The sequence below is a fragment of the Micromonospora sp. NPDC023869 genome, from assembly GCF_055559695.1.
Genome location: NZ_JBVHKD010000015.1, coordinates 83,955 through 101,003, shown reverse-complemented (window position 1 = coordinate 101,003; position 17,049 = coordinate 83,955). Strand labels below are relative to the sequence as shown.

At 72.3% G+C, this 17,049-nt stretch carries 19 protein-coding genes and 1 riboswitch; of the genes, 7 read left to right on the top strand and 12 right to left on the bottom strand.

Annotation, left to right across the window (positions count from 1 at the left end; all coding sequences use genetic code 11):
* Positions 1–363: 363 nt before the first annotated feature.
* From ACZ31C_RS29135 to ACZ31C_RS29120, 4 genes are read right to left on the bottom strand one after another with little or no spacing between them, the layout of a single operon-like run.
* On the bottom strand, positions 364–891 hold the full coding sequence (locus ACZ31C_RS29135; RefSeq protein ID WP_465798008.1) for a PH domain-containing protein: 528 nt from the start codon (positions 889–891) through the stop codon (positions 364–366).
* Positions 888–2,015, bottom strand: coding sequence for a DMT family transporter (locus ACZ31C_RS29130; RefSeq protein ID WP_465798007.1), 1,128 nt, complete (start codon positions 2,013–2,015; stop codon positions 888–890). Before ACZ31C_RS29130 ends, ACZ31C_RS29135 begins: the two co-directional genes overlap by 4 nt.
* The gene (hisG, locus tag ACZ31C_RS29125; protein WP_465798006.1) at positions 2,012–2,857 is read right to left on the bottom strand and encodes an ATP phosphoribosyltransferase; all 846 of its coding nucleotides are present in this window, start codon (positions 2,855–2,857) and stop codon (positions 2,012–2,014) included. Before hisG ends, ACZ31C_RS29130 begins: the two co-directional genes overlap by 4 nt.
* A gap of 44 nt (positions 2,858–2,901) precedes the next feature.
* Positions 2,902–3,165 carry a phosphoribosyl-ATP diphosphatase gene (locus tag ACZ31C_RS29120; RefSeq protein ID WP_088947482.1) on the bottom strand — a complete coding sequence of 88 codons (264 nt, stop codon included), beginning with the start codon at positions 3,163–3,165 and terminating at the stop codon, positions 2,902–2,904.
* A 137-nt stretch (positions 3,166–3,302) separates the two neighbouring features.
* Here ACZ31C_RS29120 and ACZ31C_RS29115 point away from each other — a divergent pair, with 137 nt between their 5' ends.
* The 5 genes from ACZ31C_RS29115 to ACZ31C_RS29095 all read left to right on the top strand — a co-directional run bounded on the left by ACZ31C_RS29115 (position 3,303) and on the right by ACZ31C_RS29095 (position 8,572).
* The gene (locus tag ACZ31C_RS29115; RefSeq protein ID WP_465798005.1) at positions 3,303–4,163 is read left to right on the top strand and encodes an ABC transporter substrate-binding protein; all 861 of its coding nucleotides are present in this window, start codon (positions 3,303–3,305) and stop codon (positions 4,161–4,163) included.
* Positions 4,160–5,008 carry an amino acid ABC transporter permease gene (locus tag ACZ31C_RS29110; protein ID WP_396751898.1) on the top strand — a complete coding sequence of 283 codons (849 nt, stop codon included), beginning with the start codon at positions 4,160–4,162 and terminating at the stop codon, positions 5,006–5,008. Before ACZ31C_RS29115 ends, ACZ31C_RS29110 begins: the two co-directional genes overlap by 4 nt.
* A gap of 2 nt (positions 5,009–5,010) precedes the next feature.
* Positions 5,011–5,760 (top strand): amino acid ABC transporter ATP-binding protein, encoded by a 750-nt coding sequence (locus ACZ31C_RS29105; RefSeq protein WP_396751901.1) that lies wholly within the window; start codon positions 5,011–5,013, stop codon positions 5,758–5,760.
* Positions 5,761–5,841: 81 nt separating this feature from the next.
* Positions 5,842–7,845 (top strand): acyl-CoA dehydrogenase family protein, encoded by a 2,004-nt coding sequence (locus tag ACZ31C_RS29100; RefSeq protein ID WP_465798004.1) that lies wholly within the window; start codon positions 5,842–5,844, stop codon positions 7,843–7,845.
* A 73-nt stretch (positions 7,846–7,918) separates the two neighbouring features.
* Complete coding sequence (locus ACZ31C_RS29095) at positions 7,919–8,572, top strand: hypothetical protein (protein ID WP_465798003.1); 654 nt, start codon at positions 7,919–7,921, stop codon at positions 8,570–8,572.
* Between the two features lie 105 nt (positions 8,573–8,677).
* Here the strand turns inward: ACZ31C_RS29095 and ACZ31C_RS29090 are convergent, their stop codons facing one another.
* The 8 genes from ACZ31C_RS29090 to rpe form a co-directional block, all read right to left on the bottom strand.
* Positions 8,678–9,097, bottom strand: a complete 420-nt coding sequence (locus tag ACZ31C_RS29090; RefSeq protein WP_465798002.1) for a hypothetical protein — start codon at positions 9,095–9,097, stop codon at positions 8,678–8,680.
* Positions 9,094–9,345 (bottom strand): hypothetical protein, encoded by a 252-nt coding sequence (locus ACZ31C_RS29085; protein ID WP_396751910.1) that lies wholly within the window; start codon positions 9,343–9,345, stop codon positions 9,094–9,096. The genes ACZ31C_RS29090 and ACZ31C_RS29085 overlap by 4 nt, the downstream gene beginning before the upstream one ends.
* An 85-nt stretch (positions 9,346–9,430) precedes the next feature.
* Entirely contained in the window at positions 9,431–9,931 is a 501-nt protein-coding gene (gene ribH, locus ACZ31C_RS29080) for a 6,7-dimethyl-8-ribityllumazine synthase (RefSeq protein ID WP_465798001.1), read from the bottom strand.
* A 5-nt stretch (positions 9,932–9,936) separates the two neighbouring features.
* Positions 9,937–11,196: a bifunctional 3,4-dihydroxy-2-butanone-4-phosphate synthase/GTP cyclohydrolase II gene (locus ACZ31C_RS29075; RefSeq protein ID WP_465798000.1), complete on the bottom strand. Its 1,260-nt coding sequence runs from the start codon at positions 11,194–11,196 to the stop codon at positions 9,937–9,939.
* Positions 11,193–11,810 carry a riboflavin synthase gene (locus ACZ31C_RS29070; protein ID WP_465797999.1) on the bottom strand — a complete coding sequence of 206 codons (618 nt, stop codon included), beginning with the start codon at positions 11,808–11,810 and terminating at the stop codon, positions 11,193–11,195. Before ACZ31C_RS29070 ends, ACZ31C_RS29075 begins: the two co-directional genes overlap by 4 nt.
* A 2-nt stretch (positions 11,811–11,812) precedes the next feature.
* Complete coding sequence (ribD, locus tag ACZ31C_RS29065; protein WP_396751922.1) at positions 11,813–12,874, bottom strand: bifunctional diaminohydroxyphosphoribosylaminopyrimidine deaminase/5-amino-6-(5-phosphoribosylamino)uracil reductase RibD; 1,062 nt, start codon at positions 12,872–12,874, stop codon at positions 11,813–11,815.
* Between the two features lie 144 nt (positions 12,875–13,018).
* Positions 13,019–13,191, bottom strand: a riboswitch (FMN riboswitch).
* A 57-nt stretch (positions 13,192–13,248) separates the two neighbouring features.
* Positions 13,249–14,229, bottom strand: a complete 981-nt coding sequence (locus ACZ31C_RS29060; RefSeq protein ID WP_396751924.1) for a response regulator — start codon at positions 14,227–14,229, stop codon at positions 13,249–13,251.
* Between the two features lies 1 nt (position 14,230).
* Entirely contained in the window at positions 14,231–14,911 is a 681-nt protein-coding gene (rpe, locus tag ACZ31C_RS29055; RefSeq protein WP_350700120.1) for a ribulose-phosphate 3-epimerase, read from the bottom strand.
* A gap of 246 nt (positions 14,912–15,157) precedes the next feature.
* Between rpe and ACZ31C_RS29050 the strand changes: the two genes are divergently transcribed.
* Both ACZ31C_RS29050 and ACZ31C_RS29045 read left to right on the top strand, forming a co-directional pair.
* Positions 15,158–16,045 carry a septum formation family protein gene (locus tag ACZ31C_RS29050; RefSeq protein ID WP_396751926.1) on the top strand — a complete coding sequence of 296 codons (888 nt, stop codon included), beginning with the start codon at positions 15,158–15,160 and terminating at the stop codon, positions 16,043–16,045.
* Positions 16,046–16,117: 72 nt separating this feature from the next.
* Entirely contained in the window at positions 16,118–17,002 is an 885-nt protein-coding gene (locus ACZ31C_RS29045; RefSeq protein ID WP_465797998.1) for a septum formation family protein, read from the top strand.
* The last annotated feature ends 47 nt before the right edge of the window (positions 17,003–17,049 follow it).

Genomic DNA, 17,049 nt, shown 5'->3' with positions numbered 1-17,049 from the left:
TTCATAGCCGCCCGCGCAACGCGGACAGCTTGGTCGACTCGACCACACTACACCGTCGGTAACCACGCCCCCAAACCGACCCGCCCCTGTTTCGCTCCGCCCGCGCTGATCCACCCGCCTGCGCTGATGGTCTGTCGTCCGCGCGCCGGTTGGTGGTCTGGTCCGGGCCCTGTCGAGCTGAACCGTCGACGCCATCACCGAGGGCCGGACCCGGGGCGATCCGTTCGTGCGGTCAGCTCGACAGGCCGCCGACCACACGAGTGCAGCGGCGAAGGCGACGCAGCGTGACGGCCGGCCGCGTGGCAGCGGTTCGGCCGGTGCGACAGCGACCGACCAGGACAACCAGCACGCGGCAGAGGCGGGTCAGCGGGTGGCGCGCTCGGTGACGGCGGTGAGGTGCGCCTGGTGCAGGCGGCGCAGGGCACGGACGCCGTCGACGGCGAGCTGCTTGTCGGCGGCCTGGAGGGCGACCACCGGCAGCAGGTCGTCGTCGTACAGCTCCAGGGCGGCCCACGGTGCGCCCCGGTCGAAGCGGACGCCGCGGACGACCTCCCAGGGCAGCTCGTACGAGCCGATGATGTTGCGGACCCGGATGCGGTGGGCGTCGGCCTCGACCCGGGGGCGGGTGAACAGCAGCGTGCCGAGGGCGAAGAGGACACCGAGCCCGATCATGGCGAACTGGTCGCCGCGCTGGAAGGTGCCGTAACCGTTGCCGGTGGGGCCGGTCAGCGTGGTGGCGATCAGGGCGAACACGACGACCAGTACGGCCGCCGAGATCCAGCAGACCAGCCGGATGCGGCGCGGTTGCAGGCGGACCCGGTCGGTGCCGCCCGCCGGGTCGCGTTCGCTCGTGCCGGCACTGGCCTGCGTCGCGTCCTGCCGCTCACTCATGGGCCCAGTTTGCCATTCGGCACCGGCGTGTCGTCCGGCGCCACACGGACCGCTCCGTCGTCCCCGTCGGTCCCGGCCCCGGCGACCGAGGGCGGACCGGCCGACAGCGGACCCGACGGCGACCGCTCCGGCACCGGCGGACCGGACTGTGGCGGGACCGGGGACGCAGGTGGGGCCGGAGGTGGTGGTGGGGTGCCGGTGGCCGGGGCGGTGGCGGCGCGGGGGCCGCGACTGGCGACCAGCACGGCGAGCAGGGTGAGCACGGCGCCGGCCAGGACCGGCAGCCGGGCGCCGGGGCCCTGCGGCAGCAGCACGTCCAGCAGCAGGGCGCCGAGGAGTTGGCCGCCGACCAGGGCCAGGCCAGTGCGCAGGACGCCGGCCGCGCGGACGCCGATCACCAGGGCGGCGACGATGCCGACGCCGAGCAACCCGCCGGTGTAGAGGTGCCAACCGCTCGGCCACCTGATGGACGGGCCGGTGAAGGCACCGGCCAGCGCGGCGACGAGCAGCACCACCGGCGTACTGACGACGAAGTTGACCGCGACTCCGGCGGCGGCCGAACCGGCGGCGGAGATCCGGCCGTTGAGCGCGGCCTGCAACGCCACGGCGACACCGCCGAGCACGGCCAGCAGGAGCACGCCGACGGCCAGATCACCGATCGGTCGGCCGGTCTGCGCCAGGGCCACCGCGGCCACCCCGAGCAGCGCCCCGGCGATGCGCGGCGCGGTGAGCGGCAGCCGACCCACGGGGGCCAGGCCGGAGCGGTCCGAGGCCAGCCCGCCGAGGCTGCTGCCGGCGACCTGGGCGATGGTGAAGACCGCGACGCCGAGCACCGGCACGGCGTAGGCGGCGAGCACCACGATGGCCGCGCCGCCCAGCCCGCCCAGGTACGACCACCAGGGCAGCCGGGCCCGCCGCAGCGCGACGAGCCCGGTCCGCATGGACGGCAACGCCAGCAGCCCGAGCAGCACCAGCAGGCAGCCGCCGAGGTTGTTGACGACCGCACCCAGGGTGGCGTTGCCGGTCTGCTGCCCCAGCTCGGCGTTGACCGCGCCCTGCGCCGCCGACGCGACGCCGCCGAGGGTGACCAGGGCGAGCGCGAGCGCCGTCGGGCGCGGCCTCACAGCCGGCAGGCGTGGATGTTGGTGACCAGGATCGCCCGGGCGCCGAGGTCGTAGAGCTCGTCCATGATCTGGTGTACGTCGTCGCGCAGCACCATGGCCTGCACCGCGACCCAGCCCTCGCGGTGCAGCGGGGAGACGGTCGGCGACTCGATGCCGGGGGTCAGCGAGCTGGCCCGGTCCAGCAGCCCGGCGGGTACGTCGTAGGCGAGCATCACGTAGCGGCGGGCCACCAGCACCCCGTGCAGCCGGCGCAGCAACTGCTCGGCCTGCGGGTGGGCGTCGGCGCCGACCCGGCGGACCAGCACCGCCGACGAGCGCAGCAGCGGCTCGCCGAAGACCACCAGCCCGGCCTGGCGCAGGGTGGCGCCGGTCTCGACGACGTCGGCGACCACGTCGGCGACGCCGAGCCGGATGGCGTTCTCCACCGCGCCGTCGAGCCGGATCACGTCGGCCTTGACGCTCAGCTCGGTCAGGTGCCGTTCGACCAGCCCCGGGTACGCGGTGGCGATCCGGTGCCCACCGAGTTCCCGAACGTCGTCGACGTCATCGGGCCGGGCGGCGAAGCGGAAGGTGGCCCGGCCGAAGTTCAGGTCGACGATCTCCTCGGCCGGCGCGCCGGAGTCGATCAGCAGGTCCCGGCCGGTGATGCCGACGTCCAGGTCACCGGAGCCGACGTAGGTGGCGATGTCCTTCGGGCGCAGGTAGAAGAACTCGATGTCGTTGGGTTCGTCCCGGCAGACCAGGTCCTTCGGGTCGGTGCGCTGGCGGTAGCCCGCCTCGCGCAGCATCTTGGCGGCGGATTCGGCCAGGGCGCCCTTGTTGGGTACGGCGACACGCAGCATGACGGAGTGCTCCTTCGATCGGGTTGAGGTCGACGGCGGGGCACTCACAGATGTCGGTAGACGTCCTTCAGGTCGAGACCGCTGGCCAGCATCAGCACCTGGACCTGATAGAGCAGCTGGGAGATCTCCTCGGCGGTGCGCTCGGGCCCCTCGTGCTCGGCGGCCATCCACGACTCGGCCGCCTCCTCGACGACCTTCTTGCCGATGAAGTGCACGCCCTTCTCCAGCGCGGCGACCGTGCCGGAGCCCGGGGTGCCGGCGGCGGCCTTGGCCTGCAGCTCGGCGAACAACTCCTCGAACGTCTTCACGGAATCGGATTCTCTCAGTCGCCCTCGGTCGCCGTGAGGACGGGTCGGTGCCGACCGCTGGGCGGGACCGGAATTCCCTACCGACATGGTGGGACACCCCTTCGACGTTCGCCGATGCAGGTCGTACGCTGACCGCCATGGTCAGCACCCCTCGCATCCTCACCCTCACCACCGCCGGCGGCCTGCTGCTCGCGGTAGCCGCCTGCGCACCGCAGGCCGAGCCCGCGCCCATGCCCACCGTGACGGCGTTTTGCACCAAGGAGAGTCTGGTCACCCGTACGCCGGGCAAGCTCACCATCGCCACCGACGAGCCCGCGTACCAGCCGTGGTTTGTCGACGACAAGCCGGACAACGGCGAGGGCTTCGAGTCCGCCGTGGCGTACGCGGTGGCCGAGAAGCTCGGGTACGCCCGCGCGGACGTGGTCTGGACCCGGGTCAAGTTCGACACCGCCGTCGCCCCCGGGCCGAAGGAGTTCGACTTCGACATCAACCAGTTCTCCATCACCGACGAGCGCAAGCGGGCGGTGGACTTCTCCGCGCCGTACTACCTGGTGCGGCAGTCGGTCATCACGCTGAAGTCCTCCACGATCGCGGGCAAGAAGTCGCTGGCCGACCTGCGCGATGCCAAGCTCGGCGCCCAGGTCGGCACGACCAGCTACCAGGCGATCACCGACCTGGTGAAGCCGACGGTCGAGCCGCAGGTCTACAACAGCAACGACGACGCCAAGAAGGCGCTGCAGAACGGGCAGATCGACGGGCTGGTGGTGGACCTGCCCACCGCGTTCTACATCACCTCGGCCGAGATCGACGACGCCGTGATCGTCGGGCAGTTCCCGCAGGTGGGTTCGCCGGAGGCGTTCGGGCTGCTGCTGGACAAGGACTCGCCGCTGACCGGCTGTGTCAGCGGCGCGGTCGGTCAGCTCGCCGGTGACGGTGTGCTGAAGCAGCTGGAGCAGCAGTGGCTCGCCCAGGTGGCGGGTGCGCCCGAACTCACGTGAGCACCCTCACCCACCACGATCCGTCGCCCGCGCAGCGGGCCCGGGACGCGTACCGCCGTCGGCAGACCGTGCTGAGCGTGCTGGTCGCCGCCGCCTCCACGGCGGTGATCGGCACGCTGCTCGCGGTCGCGGTGACCGGGGCGCCGGGCTGGGACCGGGTACGCGAATCGTTCCTCGACCCGGAGATCGCCCGGGACGCGCTGCCCCGGGTGCTCGCCGGGCTCTGGCTCAACGTCCGGTTGCTGGTCTGCTGCGCGATCGGCGCGCTGCTGCTCGGGCTGCTGATCGCCGTCCTGCGGACACTGCGCGGGCCGGTGTTCTTCCCGATCCGGGCGCTCGCGGCGGGGTACACGTACACGTTCCGTGGCCTGCCTCTGATCATCGTGCTGTACGTGCTCACCCTCGGCGTGCCGGGACTGCGGTTGCAGGGCATGCCGCCGGTGCTGGTGCTGGGCGGGTTGGCGCTGGTGCTCACCTACGGCGGATACCTGGCCGAGGTGTTCCGCGCCGGCATCGAGTCGGTGCATCCCAGCCAGCTCGCGGCGGCCCGCTCGCTGGGGCTGACCTATCGGCAGACGATGCGGCACGTGGTGCTGCCGCAGGCGGTCCGGCGGGTGGCGCCGCCGCTGCTCAACGACGTGGTGGCGTTGCAGAAGGACGTCGGGCTGGTGTCCCTGGCCGGGCCGATCGACGCGGTACGGGCGGCGCAGATCGCCACCGCCCAGACGTTCAACTACACGCCGTACATCGTGGCCGGGGTGCTCTTCGTCCTGCTCGCCATCCCGCTGATCGCGGTCACCGACCAGGTGACGTTGCGGGCGGCCCGACGCCAGTCCGGAGGCTGACCGTGGACGTGTTGCGGTGTCGGGGGCTGCGCAAGGAGTTCGGTGGCCGGGTGGTGCTGGACTCGCTCGACCTGACCGTGGCCGAGCACCGGGTGGTGGCGTTGATCGGGGCCTCCGGCTCCGGCAAGTCGACGCTGCTGCGCTGCGTCAACCTGCTGGAGGAGCTGCACGACGGGACGATCGAGCTGGACGGCGAGGAGATCACCGCCCCGGGCGTGGACCCGGACCGGGTACGCCGCCGCATCGGCATGGTCTTCCAGGCGTACAACCTCTTCCCGCATCTGAGCGTGCTGGACAACGTGACCCTGGCTCCGCGTCGGGTGCACGGGCGGTCCCGGGCCGACGCCGAGGCGCACGCCCGGGAGCTGCTGGACCGGGTGGGGCTCGCGGACCGGGCCGACGCGTACCCGGATCGGCTCTCCGGCGGCCAGCAGCAGCGGGTGGCGATCGTGCGGGCGCTGGCCAACTCGCCCCGGCTGCTGCTGCTCGACGAGGTCACCTCGGCGCTCGACCCAGAGCTGGTCGGCGAGGTGCTGACGATGATCCGCGACCTCAAGGCCGACGGCATGACCATGGTGCTGGCCACGCACGAGATGAGCTTCGCCCGGGACGTGGCCGACCAGGTCTGTTTCCTCGACGGTGGCCGGGTGGTCGAGTCGGGCCCGCCGGCCCAGGTGCTCGGCGCGCCCACGCAGCCGCGTACCCGGCAGTTCCTGGCCCGGATCATCGAGGCCGGTCGCCTGCCGGGCTGAACGGAGTCCGCCCGGGCATCGTGACGACGGTCACCTGTACTGACCGGCAGGTTTGTACCCTTGATTGGGTACAAACCGACCATGACGACGTCAGTTGAGGTAGCCGTGCCCCGTTCCGTGTCCGACCCCGTCGACGTCGCCCACCTGCGGAAGGTCCTCGACGGGCCGTGGGCCGAGGTCCGCGACGTACACCGGGACAAACTCGACGACCGGTTCCTCCCCGTGTACGGGGAGAGCGGCGACCAGGCCCGGGAGCGGATCAGTCGACTGCTCACCGAGCTGCCCGTCGAGTTGGGCATGGCGGCGTCCTTCCCCACCGAGTACGGCGGCCGCGCCGACGTCGGCGCCTCGGTCGTGGCCAGTGAGATGCTGGCGCAGGTCGACCTCTCGCTGATGGTCAAGGCGGGCGTGCAGTGGGGTCTGTTCGGCGGGGCGGTGCTGGCGCTCGGCACCCGTCGACACCACGACGCCCACCTGCGGGACATCGTCGCCGGTGAACTGCTCGGCTGCTTCGCGATGACCGAGACCGGTCACGGCTCGGATGTCCAGCAACTGCGCACCACCTGCACGTACGACCCGGAGACGCAGACCTTCGACCTGCACACCCCGCACCAGGCCGCCCGCAAGGACTACATCGGCAACGCCGCCCGCGACGGTCGGATGGCGGTGGTCTTCGCGCAGCTCGTGACCGGCGGGCAGCGGCACGGCGTACACGCCTGGTTGGTGCCGATCCGCGACGCGGACGGCAACCCGATGCCCGGCGTGACGATCGGCGACGCCGGGCCCAAGGCCGGGCTGCTCGGCGTGGACAACGGGCGACTCAGCTTCGACCACGTCCGGGTGCCGCGCGACATGCTGCTGGACCGTTACGGCCAGGTCGCTGCGGACGGCACCTACGCCAGCCCGATCGCCGACGACTCCCGGCGCTTCTTCACCATGCTCGGCACCCTGGTCCGGGGCCGGGTGAGCGTGGGCGGCGCGGCAGCGGCGGCGACCAAGTCGGCGCTGACCATCGCCGTCCGCTACGGCGACGTGCGTCGCCAGTTCGGCACCCCCGACGCCGACCGTGAGGTGCTGCTCAACGACTACCTGGCCCACCAGCGCAAGCTGCTGCCCGCCCTGGCGACCACCTACGCGCTGCACTTCGCCCAGGCCGAGTTGGTGGCCGTCGTCCACGAGGTGCAGGGCAGCGACGAGCCGGTCGACGAGCACCGGCAGCGGGAGTTGGAGTCGCGGGCCGCCGGCCTCAAGGCCGCGCAGACCTGGCACGCCACCCGGACCATCCAGATGTGCCGCGAGGCGTGCGGCGGCGCCGGCTACCTGGCCGAGAACCGGCTGCCCAGCCTCAAGGCCGACACCGACGTGTTCACCACGTTCGAGGGCGACAACACGGTCCTGCTGCAACTGGTGGCCAAGGGACTGCTCACCGGCTACAAGGACGAGTTCGGTTCGCTGGACGGCTGGGGGCGGGCGTCCTTCGTCGCCGAGCAGGTCCGCGAGATGGTGCTGGAGCGTACCGCCGCGCGGGCGCTCATCGAGCGGCTCGTCAGCGCCGTACCCGGCCGGGGCGAGGAGGTCGCCGTCACCGACCGGGGTTGGCAGCTCAGCGTCTTCGAGGACCGCGAGAAGCACCTGCTCGACGGCGCGGTCCGGCGGCTGCGCAACGGCGCGAGCACCAAGCGGGACCGGCCCTTCGACATCTTCAACGACGTGCAGGACCACGTCCTCACCGTCGCCTCCGCGCACATCGACCGGGTCACGCTGGAGGCGTTCGTCGCCGGCATCGAAGCCACCAGCGACCCGGCCGTCGCGGCCCTGCTCTCCCGCGTCTGCGACCTGTACGCCCTCAGCGTCATCGAGGCCCACAAGGGATGGTTCCTGGAGCACGGCCGACTCACCCCGGCCCGCGCCAAGGCGATCACCGCCCTGGTGAACAGTTTGCTCAAGGAGCTGCGCCCGCAGATGCGCACGCTGGTGGACGGTTTCGCCATCCCCGAGGCGTGGCTGCACTGCGCCATCCTGCGCGAGGAGGCCGACCGGCAGGAGGCGATGGCCGCTCACGACCAGTTCCCGACTGATCGGTAACGGATCGCGGACAGGGTGATCACCAGCGGTACCCCATCCTGGGGCGACACCCCTCGTCGACGGGAGCCCCCTGGTGATCTGGATCATCGAGAGCAAGAGCAAGCTGAGTCGCGTGTTCGCGGCCGACCTCAAGCGCCTCCGGGCCAACGAGGCGGTCGCGGCGCACGCCGCCCGGTCCGTGCTGAACAGCACGATCGCCGAGATGCAGACCCCGCTCGCACCCCCGCTCGCACCCGGCGAGCCGGTGCTCGTCCTCGCCCACTCCGGCTACGCGTTCGACGACCGGCACAACGAGGACCGGCCCTGGGTCGGCGGGCGCTGGCTGGACGAGTTCGTGCAGGACGTCACGGCGAAGTTCACCCCGGCCGGCATCAGCGGCCGTACGCTCTGGTTCCTCGTCTGCCACACCGGGCACGACGTCACCACGCTGGGCACGCTGCTGGCCGCCGCCGGGGTGAACGATGTGACGATCTATATGCCGACGGACTTCATGTACATCAGCAAGAACGGCATCCCGCACGTCCTCAAGAGCGAGGCCGACCTCGAATCCGTCAACAAGGACGTCGCGAAGTGGGACGGCGACTACATGAGCATCTCGGGCTCACAGCCCACCGGCGGCTACTGGGCCGGCTGCACCGTCCGCAACCAGGTGGTCACCGCGCTGGGCGCGCGGACGGTCGAGCAGGCCGTCCGGGAGCAGTTCGACCCGGACGAGGACGAGGCCTGAGCCGCCGTCGCCGGGGACCCGGACGCGGTCCCCGGCAACCAGCGAGCATGCGGTACGTCAGGGGGCGTCCACGCTGACCGGTCCCGTCCCAGAACTCGTTCCGGCCTACGCCTTGCCGAGGTCGAGGATGCTCCATCCGGTGGGCAGGACGGTGGCGGCCGGCTCGGGGGCGGTGGTGGCCAGGTGTGCCTGGTGAGCGAGGGCGGTGCGGGCGGCGTGGCCGAGGGCGATGTCGCCGCCTGCGGCACGGGCCAGGACGCCGACCTGGCGGGCGTCGTCGATTCCGGGCTCAGCCCCGAGGGGTAGCACGGTGACGGTCGGCGTGGTGGTCAGGAGGGTGAGCAGTGCCGCGCTGACCTCGCTGCTGGTGGCGGCGTACGCAGCGGCGAGGCAGGCCGCCGGCACGCCGACCGTGCGGCCTTCGTCGGCCACCTCGGCGATCAGCTCGCCGACGGCCACCTGCCCGTCGACGTACGCGGCGAGCGCGCTGGCGTCCAGGACGACAGCGACCTGGTCGCCGCTCACGCGGCCTCGTCGAGCAGGCGCCGCCCCTCGGCCAGTGCCTCGTCGGGGATCGGGGTGGCGAGGCGGTCACGCCAGCGGGCCTTGCCGGCTTCGGTGACCTCGATGCCCGCCCTGCCCAGCACCTCGTCGAGCTGTGCGCCGGCCATCTGCGCGCGGACGGCCGCAGTGATGGCGGCACTGGCGTTGGGCTGACCGTCGAGCCACTGCGCGACGTCGTCAGGAACGCTGATGGAACGCTTCGCGGTCATGCCCCGAGCCTAGCACCGCTGGTAGCACCGCTGGTGCTACCGACACGGAGACCGATACGCCGGGTGGGTGGGGGTGACGGGCGGGTCAGACGCCGAAGCCGACGCGTTGGTTGCCGGCGGTGGCGACCTGCCGGACGGCCAGCGCCGCGTCGAGTGCGGCGACAGTGGCCGCCCAGCCCTTGTCCTCGGCGGAGCCGGGCAGACCGGCCCGGTCGCGGGCCTGCTCGATGGTGTCGACGGTGAGCACACCGTGCGCCACCGGCTTGCCCTCGTCCAGCGCGATGCGGGTCAGCCCGTCGGTGACCGAGCGGCAGACGTAGTCGAAGTGCGCGGTCGCGCCACGGATCACCACGCCGAGCGCCACCACCACGTCGCAGCGGCGGGCCAACGCCTGCGCCACCACCGACAGCTCCACCGAACCGGCCACCCGGGCCGTCACGGCCCGCGCGCCGCACGCCTGCGCGGCGGCGACCGCCCGTTCCAGCATGTGGTCGGTCAGCTCACCGTGCCACCGAGCGGCGACCACTCCCACGGTCATCCCGGACGCGTCGACCGGGGTCGCCCCCGGCTCGCCGAAACCCGCCATCTCCCCTACGCTCCGATCTCTTTGCCGGCGACCGGGCGGCCCATCGGGGCCTCCGACACCTCGTCCAGGTCGAGCAGGTGCCCCATCCGGTCCCGCTTGGTGCGCAGGTAGCGCACGTTCTCCGGGTGCGGGCGCACCGGCAGGCCCTCGCGGCCGGTCACGGTGAGCCCGTAGCCCTCCAGCCCGGCCCGCTTGGCCGGGTTGTTGGTCAGCAGCCGCATCGTGCGGACCCCGAGGTCGTAGAGGATCTGCGCGCCGGTGCCGTAGTCCCGGGCGTCGGCCGGCAGGCCCAGGTCCAGGTTCGCGTCGACGGTGTCCCGGCCCTGGTCCTGCAGCTGGTACGCCTGGAGCTTGTGCAACAGGCCGATGCCGCGCCCCTCGTGACCACGCACGTAGAGGACCACGCCCCGGCCCTCCCGGGCCACCCGCTCCAGCGCGGCGTTGAGCTGCGGCCCGCAGTCGCACCGCACCGAGGCGAAGACGTCGCCGGTCAGGCACTCGGAGTGCACCCGCACCAGCACGTCGCTCCCGTCACCGATGTCGCCGATCACCAGCGCCACGTGCTCGGCCGTGTCGTACTCGCTGCGGTAGCCCAACGCCCGGAACACCCCGTGCTCGGTGGGCATCCGCGCGTCCGCGACCAGCTCCACCTGCTTCTCGGTACGCCGCCGGTAGGCGATCAGGTCGGCGATGGTGATCAGGGTCAGCGAGTGTTCGGCGCGGAACTTCTCCAGGTCCGGCAGCCGCATCATGGTGCCGTCGTCGTTGACCAGCTCGCAGAGCACACCGGCCGGACGCAGCCCGGCCATCCGGGTCAGGTCCACGGCCGCCTCGGTGTGCCCCGGCCGACGGAGCACCCCGCCGGTGCGGGCGCGCAGCGGCACCACGTGCCCGGGTCGGGCCAGGTCGGTCGGGCCGGTGGCCGGGTCGGCGAGCAGCCGGATGGTGTGCGCCCGGTCGGCCGCGGAGATGCCGGTGCTCACGCCCTCCCGGGCGTCCACCGTCACCGTGTACGCGGTCTGCCGCCGGTCCTGGTTGGTGTGGTGCATGGGCGGCAGGTCGAGCCGGTCGCACTCGTCCTCGGTGAGCGGCACGCAGATGAAGCCGGAGGTGTGCCGCACGGTGAACGCGAGCAACTCCGGGGTGGCCAGCTCGGCGGCGAAGATCAGGTCGCCCTCGTTCTCCCGGTCCGCGTCGTCGGTCACGATGACCGGTCGGCCGGCGGCGATCTCGGCCAGCGCGTCCTCCACACTGTCGAAGGTCATGCCGGCACTCCGCTTCCGGTGGAGCGCGCGGTGAGCAGGCGCTCGACGTACTTGGCCAGGACGTCGGTCTCCAGGTTGACCGGGTCGCCGACGGTCCGACCGCCGAGCGTGGTCAGCGACAGCGTGGTGGGGATCAGGCCGACCGAGAACCAGTCGGCACCGACCTCGGCCACGGTCAACGACACCCCGTCCACGGTGATCGACCCCTTCTCCACCACGTACTTGGAGAGCGTGGCGGGCAGCCGGAACCGGACCGTCTCCCAGCGCGGCGCCGGTTCCCGGGAGAGCACCTCGCCCACCCCGTCGACGTGCCCCTGCACCAGGTGGCCGCCGAGGCGGCTGTTCAGTGCGGCGGCGCGTTCCAGGTTGACCGGGTCGCCGGCCCGCAGCGCGCCCAACGCCGTACGCCGCAGCGTCTCGCCCATCACGTCGGCGGTGAACACCCCGCCGTCGACCTCCACCACGGTCAGGCAGACGCCGTTGACCGCGATCGAGTCGCCATGTCGGGCGTCGGAGGTGACCAGTGGGCCGCGTACGGCGACCGTGGCCGAGTCCTGTGCCGTCGGGGTTATCCCGACGACCTCGCCCAGTTCCTCGACGATGCCGGTGAACATGCCTAGCCCTCCCTCTTTCGGGGCAGCGCGGTGATCCGCAGGTCGGGACCGATCTGCGTAACGTCGGTGAGTTCCAGGTCGATGGCCTCGGCGATGGTGCTCACACCGGCGTCGACCAGAGCGGCGGGCCCGGCGCCGAGCAGCCGGGGCGCGAGGTAGCCGACGACCCGGTCGACCAGGCCGGCGGCGAGGAACGCCCCGGCCAGTCGCGGGCCGCCCTCCAGCAGCACGGCGCGTACCCCGCGCCCGTGCAGCGCGGCCATCAGCGCGAACAGGTCCACCCCGCCGTCCGGGCCGGTGCCCACCTCCGCGGCGGTGGCGATCCAGGTCCGGGCCGCGCCGTCGCGGACCGTGGCGTCGGCCGGGGTACGCCCCGCCGAGTCCACCACCACCCGCAGCGGCTGCCGGATGGCGAGACTGCCGTCGCGCAGGTTGCGGACGGTGAGCCGGGGATCGTCGGCGAGCACGGTGCCGACACCGACGACCACCGCGTCGACGGTGGCGCGCAGCGCGTGCACGTCCATCCGGGCCGCCTCGGAGGTGATCCACATGCTGGTGCCGTCGGCCGCCGCGGAGCGGCCGTCGAGCGTCGCGGCGTACTTCCAGATCACGAAGGGCAGGCCCCGGCGCATGGCGGTCAGCCAGGCGATGTTGCCGTTCTCCGCCTCGGTGCCGCGTACCCCCAGGTCGACCCGGACCCCGGCGGCCCGCAAGGTGGCCGCGCCGCCGGTGGCGACCGGGTTGGGGTCCGGCACCGCGATCACCACCCGGGCGACCCCGGCCTGGACCAGGGCGGAGCTACAGGGGCCGGTGCGGCCGGTGTGGTCACAGGGTTCCAGGGTGACGACCGCGGTGCCGCCCTTGGCCCGCCGTCCGGCCTGCGCCAACGCGACGATCTCGGCGTGCGGTCCGCCCGCGTACGCGTGGAAGCCCTCGCCGACCACCTCGCCGTCGGCGTCGAGTAGGACACAGCCGACGACCGGATTCGGACTGGTCGTGCCGAGCCCGCGCGCCGCGAGCTCGATCGCGCGACGCATCGCCTCGTCGACGGAGACGCTCGCCATCACCTGGCCCTGCCCTCTCGCTCTGCTCGCGCGGGCAGGAAGATCGGCTCGCGAGCAGGCGGCGCAGGTCCGGGTACGGCACAGCCGCCCCGGCAGACGGTGGAGACGCCGAGAACCCGGCGAACCACACGCCCGTGCCGTCCCGCGCGCTGTCTCCCATCCGGACTGTCTGGGTGCGGACCTGCCGCCCCCAACCGTCGGCCCCGGATTCTCACCAGGTCCACCGGGCGGACGAACCGCTCCCGGGTCGCGGGCTTACCACGGTCGGACCGTGGATCACCGCCGGTTCGGAATTACACCGAGTCCCGCCAGCGCGTGGTGGGTACTGAGGGAAGTCTTACACGCTTGGCAGGGTTCTGCGCCACCCCGGCGAGCTACTTCACATGTCGGTGACCGGGGTCAGCGACGCCCCGACGGCGGTCCACCGCCACGTACGAGCCGGGTTGGCTCTTGGCCACGGTCTTCATCTCCGAGGCGATGGTCATCGCCTCCAGGGGGTCGGTGAGGCGTTTGTCCTGATCCGAGACGGAGACCCCGATGGAGAGCGTGACCAGCGCGGCCCGGCGGATGTTGCCCCGCCGGTCCTTCAGCTCGACGTAGCCGCGTTCCCGGTCGGTCGGGTCGTAGAGCGCGTCGGCCGCCGTCTCGAAGTCCGCCGAGACCCGCGAGGTGAGCGGCAGGACCTGTTCCGGGGTGCAGACGAAGACGAAGTCGTCGCCGCCGACGTGACCGAGGAAGGCCGGGGGCAACGCGACCGAGACCACCGCCCGGTGCAGGCTGCGGGCCAGCGCGGAGATGAAGCCGTCGCCCCGGGAGAAGCCGTACCGGTCGTTGACGCTCTTGAACCGGTCGACGTCGATGTACCCGACGGCGTAGTCCGAGCCGACCCGGATCCGGTCGGCGATCTCCCGTCGGATGCGGCTGTTACCGGGCAGCCCGGTCAGCGGGGAGACCTCGCGGAACTCCTTGTTGCGCCGCAGCGTGGAGCTGACCCGGGCGACCAACTCGGCGGTGTCGAACGGCTTGACCAGGTAGTCGTCGGCACCGGCACTGAGCCCGTGGACCTTGTCCACGGTCATCCCCTTGGCGGTCAGCATGATCACCGGCAGGGCGGCGGTCATCGGGTCGGCGCGCAACCGGCGGGTCAGCTCCAGCCCATCCACCCGGGGCATCATCAGGTCCACCACGGCCAGGTCGGGCCGCTGCCGCTCGATCACTTCGAGCGCCTCCTGACCGTCACCGGCGAGCACCACCTCGAAGCCGTGCAGGCGCAGGTTCACCTCGACGAATCGGGCGATGTCCCGGTCGTCGTCGACGACCAGGATCACGTCCTTGTGTTCCCCGGTCGGCTCCACCTCAGGCTCCGGGCGCCGCGCGCTCCGCGAGGGCGCGCAGTCGGCGTACCGCCTCGGCCGGGTCGTCGGCGCCGTAGACCGCGGTGCCCGCGACGAAGGCGTCGGCACCGGCGGCGGCGGCCTGCTCGATGGTGTCGGCGGCGATCCCCCCGTCCACCTCGATCCGCAGTTCCAGATGGCCGGCGTCCACGTGCCGCCGCGCGAGCCGGACCTTGTCCAGCAACTGCGGCACGAACCGCTGCCCGCCGAAGCCGGCCTTGATGGTCATCACCAGCAGCGTGTCGAAGCTCGGCAGCAGGTCGAGGTACGGCTCGATCGGGGTGTCCCGGTCGATCGCCAGCCCGGCCTTGGCACCGGCGGCGCGCAGGTCCTTGGCCAGGGCCGCCGGGTCGTCACACGCCTCGGCGTGGAAGGTCACGTTGTACGCACCGGCGTCGGCGTAGCCGGGCGCCCACCGCTGCGGGTCCTCGATCATCAGGTGCACGTCGAAGGGCAGCCGGGTGGCGGCCCGCAGGCTCTGCACCACGGGCAGCCCGATGGTCAGGTTCGGCACGAAGTGGTTGTCCATCACGTCGACGTGCAACCAGTCCGCGGCGTCCTCGACGGCGCGGACCTCTTCGGCGAGACGGGCGAAATCGGCGGCGAGGATACTGGGCGCGACGATCGGCGGCGGTACGGTCACTGGGCCAGTGTACGAACGCCTCCGACGGTCGCGGCAGCACGCCACCAACGGGGACACCCGGTGACTCGGACGTGACCATTGGTGCAGAATGACCCCCTTCGGACCAGTCGATCCGGACGAAGCGTGAACTCGACTGGCCATAAGTCCGAATCGCGGCAACACTCCATCGGGGACGGTGACGGTAACGTGCAGGCCGGTGGGCACGGGATCCGACAGCCGGGCGACGGTTCCCGGAAAGGGCGGACGATGCGACGGTGGCTCGCGGCGCTGGCGCTGGCCGGCGCGGCTGCGATGGTGCTCAGTGGCTGTGTGCGGCCGGGCGGCACGGACGGCGACATCACCAACGGCTGGCCCGCCCTGCGGGCGCCGACGATGTTCGTCCCGGCCACCGACGCCTGTCTGCCCCGGATCACCGCGATCGTGCAGGCGAGCACGTACGAGACGGTGGACTGCGCCCGCAACCACCTCGCCGAGGCGGTCCACGTGGGCACGTTCACCGGGTCGGCGGCGCAGGGACGGCGGCCGGAACCCGGCTCGGCGGCGCTGCGGACCGCACGCGCCGAGTGCGACCAGCGCGCCCGCCTGGTGCTCGGCGGCGACTGGCACACCGCACGGCTGACGATGAACATCGCGCTGCCCTCGGTCTCCGCCTGGAACGGCGGCGCCCGGTGGTTCCGCTGCGACCTGAGCGAGACCGACAGCATCGACAACACCCGCGCGGTCAACCGCACCGGCAGTCTGCGCGGCGCCCTGATCGGCGACTCGCCGCTGGTGCACCGTTGCTTCGACCCGAAGCTGATCGGCGACAACCTCAACTACATGGCGCCGGTGCTCTGCACCGAACCGCACCGCGCCGAGTTCGTCGGTGTCTACGTCGAGCAGGACATGAGCTGGGAGAAGTTCGTCGCCTCCTCCGCCCAGGCGCACCAGCGGTGCATGGAGCTGATCGCCTCCTTCGCCGACGTGCCGAACAACGCCGACCTGCCGTACCGGGCCGGCTCGATCTTCTATCCGCCGTCGCAGCGCGAGTGGGAGGAGGGCGACCGGGGAGTGCGGTGTTTCCTGTGGAGCGACGACCGCAAGCTGACCGGCTCGATGCGCGGTGTCGGTCCGCAGGGACTACCCGTCACCTGACCCCGGTGCCGTATGCTGCCGCACCGTGGCGTGCCGTGTCCACGGTCACGCCCGGCAGGAGGTCGACGGGGGATGCGACGGTGGTGGATCGGGGTCGCGCTGGGCGCGGTGACGCTGGCGCTGACCGCGTGCAGCACCAGACCGGCCGGCATCGACGGTGACCTGTTCGACGACTGGCCGGTGATGGCCGCGCCGGAGGTGTTCACCCCGGCGGCGCAGACCTGCCACACCCAGCCGCAGGACGTCGGGTACCTCAGCGGGTACGCGCCGGTGGACTGCGCACAGCCGCACCGGTCCGAGACGCTGCACGTGGGCCGGTTGACCGAGGCGGCCGGGACGACCCCGCCGGAGGCGGGCAGCCGGGCGATGCGCACCGCGTACCGCGAGTGCGACCGGGCCGTACGCGGCGTGCTGGGTGGCGACTGGCGGACCGCCCGGATCGGCTGGACCGTCGTCTTCCCGTCGCCCCGGGCCTGGACCGGTGGGGCCCGCTGGTTCCGCTGCGACGCCCACGAGACAGAGGCCCTGGACACCCCCACCCCGGTCCGCCGCACCGCCAGCCTGGCCGGCACGCTGGACGGGTCGTCGCCGCTGCGGCACCGCTGCTTCCGGGCCGAGACCAAGGGTGACGAGGTCACCGAGATGGCGGCCGTGACGTGCACCGCCCGGCACCACGCCGAGTTCGTCGGGGTGTGGAAATCCCCGGCCGCCAGCTACACGGCGTTCGAGAAGGACACCGCGCGGGCGCACCGCGGCTGCCTCGGCCTGATCGCGAAGTACGCCAAGGTGCCCGACGACAGCGACATGCAGTACCGCGCCGGCACGGTCTATTACCACCCCTCCGAGGCGGACTGGCGCAACGGCGAGCGTGGGGTGCAGTGCTTCCTGTGGCTCAACGACCGCACCCTGACCACGTCGGTCAAGGGTGGCGGCACCCGGGCCCTGCCGATCGGCTGACCGGCGGGGCACCACCGCCCCCGGGCGGCCGGGGGCGGTGCGGACGG

Excerpts from the sequence above, each read along its gene's own strand:
- ACZ31C_RS29135 (WP_465798008.1), bottom strand. The coding sequence starts at position 891 with ATGAGTGAGCGGCAGGACGCGACGCAGGCCAGTGCCGGCACGAGCGAA.
- hisG (WP_465798006.1), bottom strand. The coding sequence starts at position 2,857 with ATGCTGCGTGTCGCCGTACCCAACAAGGGCGCCCTGGCCGAATCCGCC.
- ACZ31C_RS29115 (WP_465798005.1), top strand. The coding sequence starts at position 3,303 with ATGGTCAGCACCCCTCGCATCCTCACCCTCACCACCGCCGGCGGCCTG.
- ACZ31C_RS29100 (WP_465798004.1), top strand. The coding sequence starts at position 5,842 with ATGACGACGTCAGTTGAGGTAGCCGTGCCCCGTTCCGTGTCCGACCCC.
- ACZ31C_RS29085 (WP_396751910.1), bottom strand. The coding sequence starts at position 9,345 with ATGACCGCGAAGCGTTCCATCAGCGTTCCTGACGACGTCGCGCAGTGG.
- ribH (WP_465798001.1), bottom strand. The coding sequence starts at position 9,931 with ATGGCGGGTTTCGGCGAGCCGGGGGCGACCCCGGTCGACGCGTCCGGG.
- ACZ31C_RS29075 (WP_465798000.1), bottom strand. The coding sequence starts at position 11,196 with ATGACCTTCGACAGTGTGGAGGACGCGCTGGCCGAGATCGCCGCCGGC.
- ACZ31C_RS29070 (WP_465797999.1), bottom strand. The coding sequence starts at position 11,810 with ATGTTCACCGGCATCGTCGAGGAACTGGGCGAGGTCGTCGGGATAACC.
- ribD (WP_396751922.1), bottom strand. The coding sequence starts at position 12,874 with ATGGCGAGCGTCTCCGTCGACGAGGCGATGCGTCGCGCGATCGAGCTC.
- ACZ31C_RS29050 (WP_396751926.1), top strand. The coding sequence starts at position 15,158 with ATGCGACGGTGGCTCGCGGCGCTGGCGCTGGCCGGCGCGGCTGCGATG.
- ACZ31C_RS29045 (WP_465797998.1), top strand. The coding sequence starts at position 16,118 with ATGCGACGGTGGTGGATCGGGGTCGCGCTGGGCGCGGTGACGCTGGCG.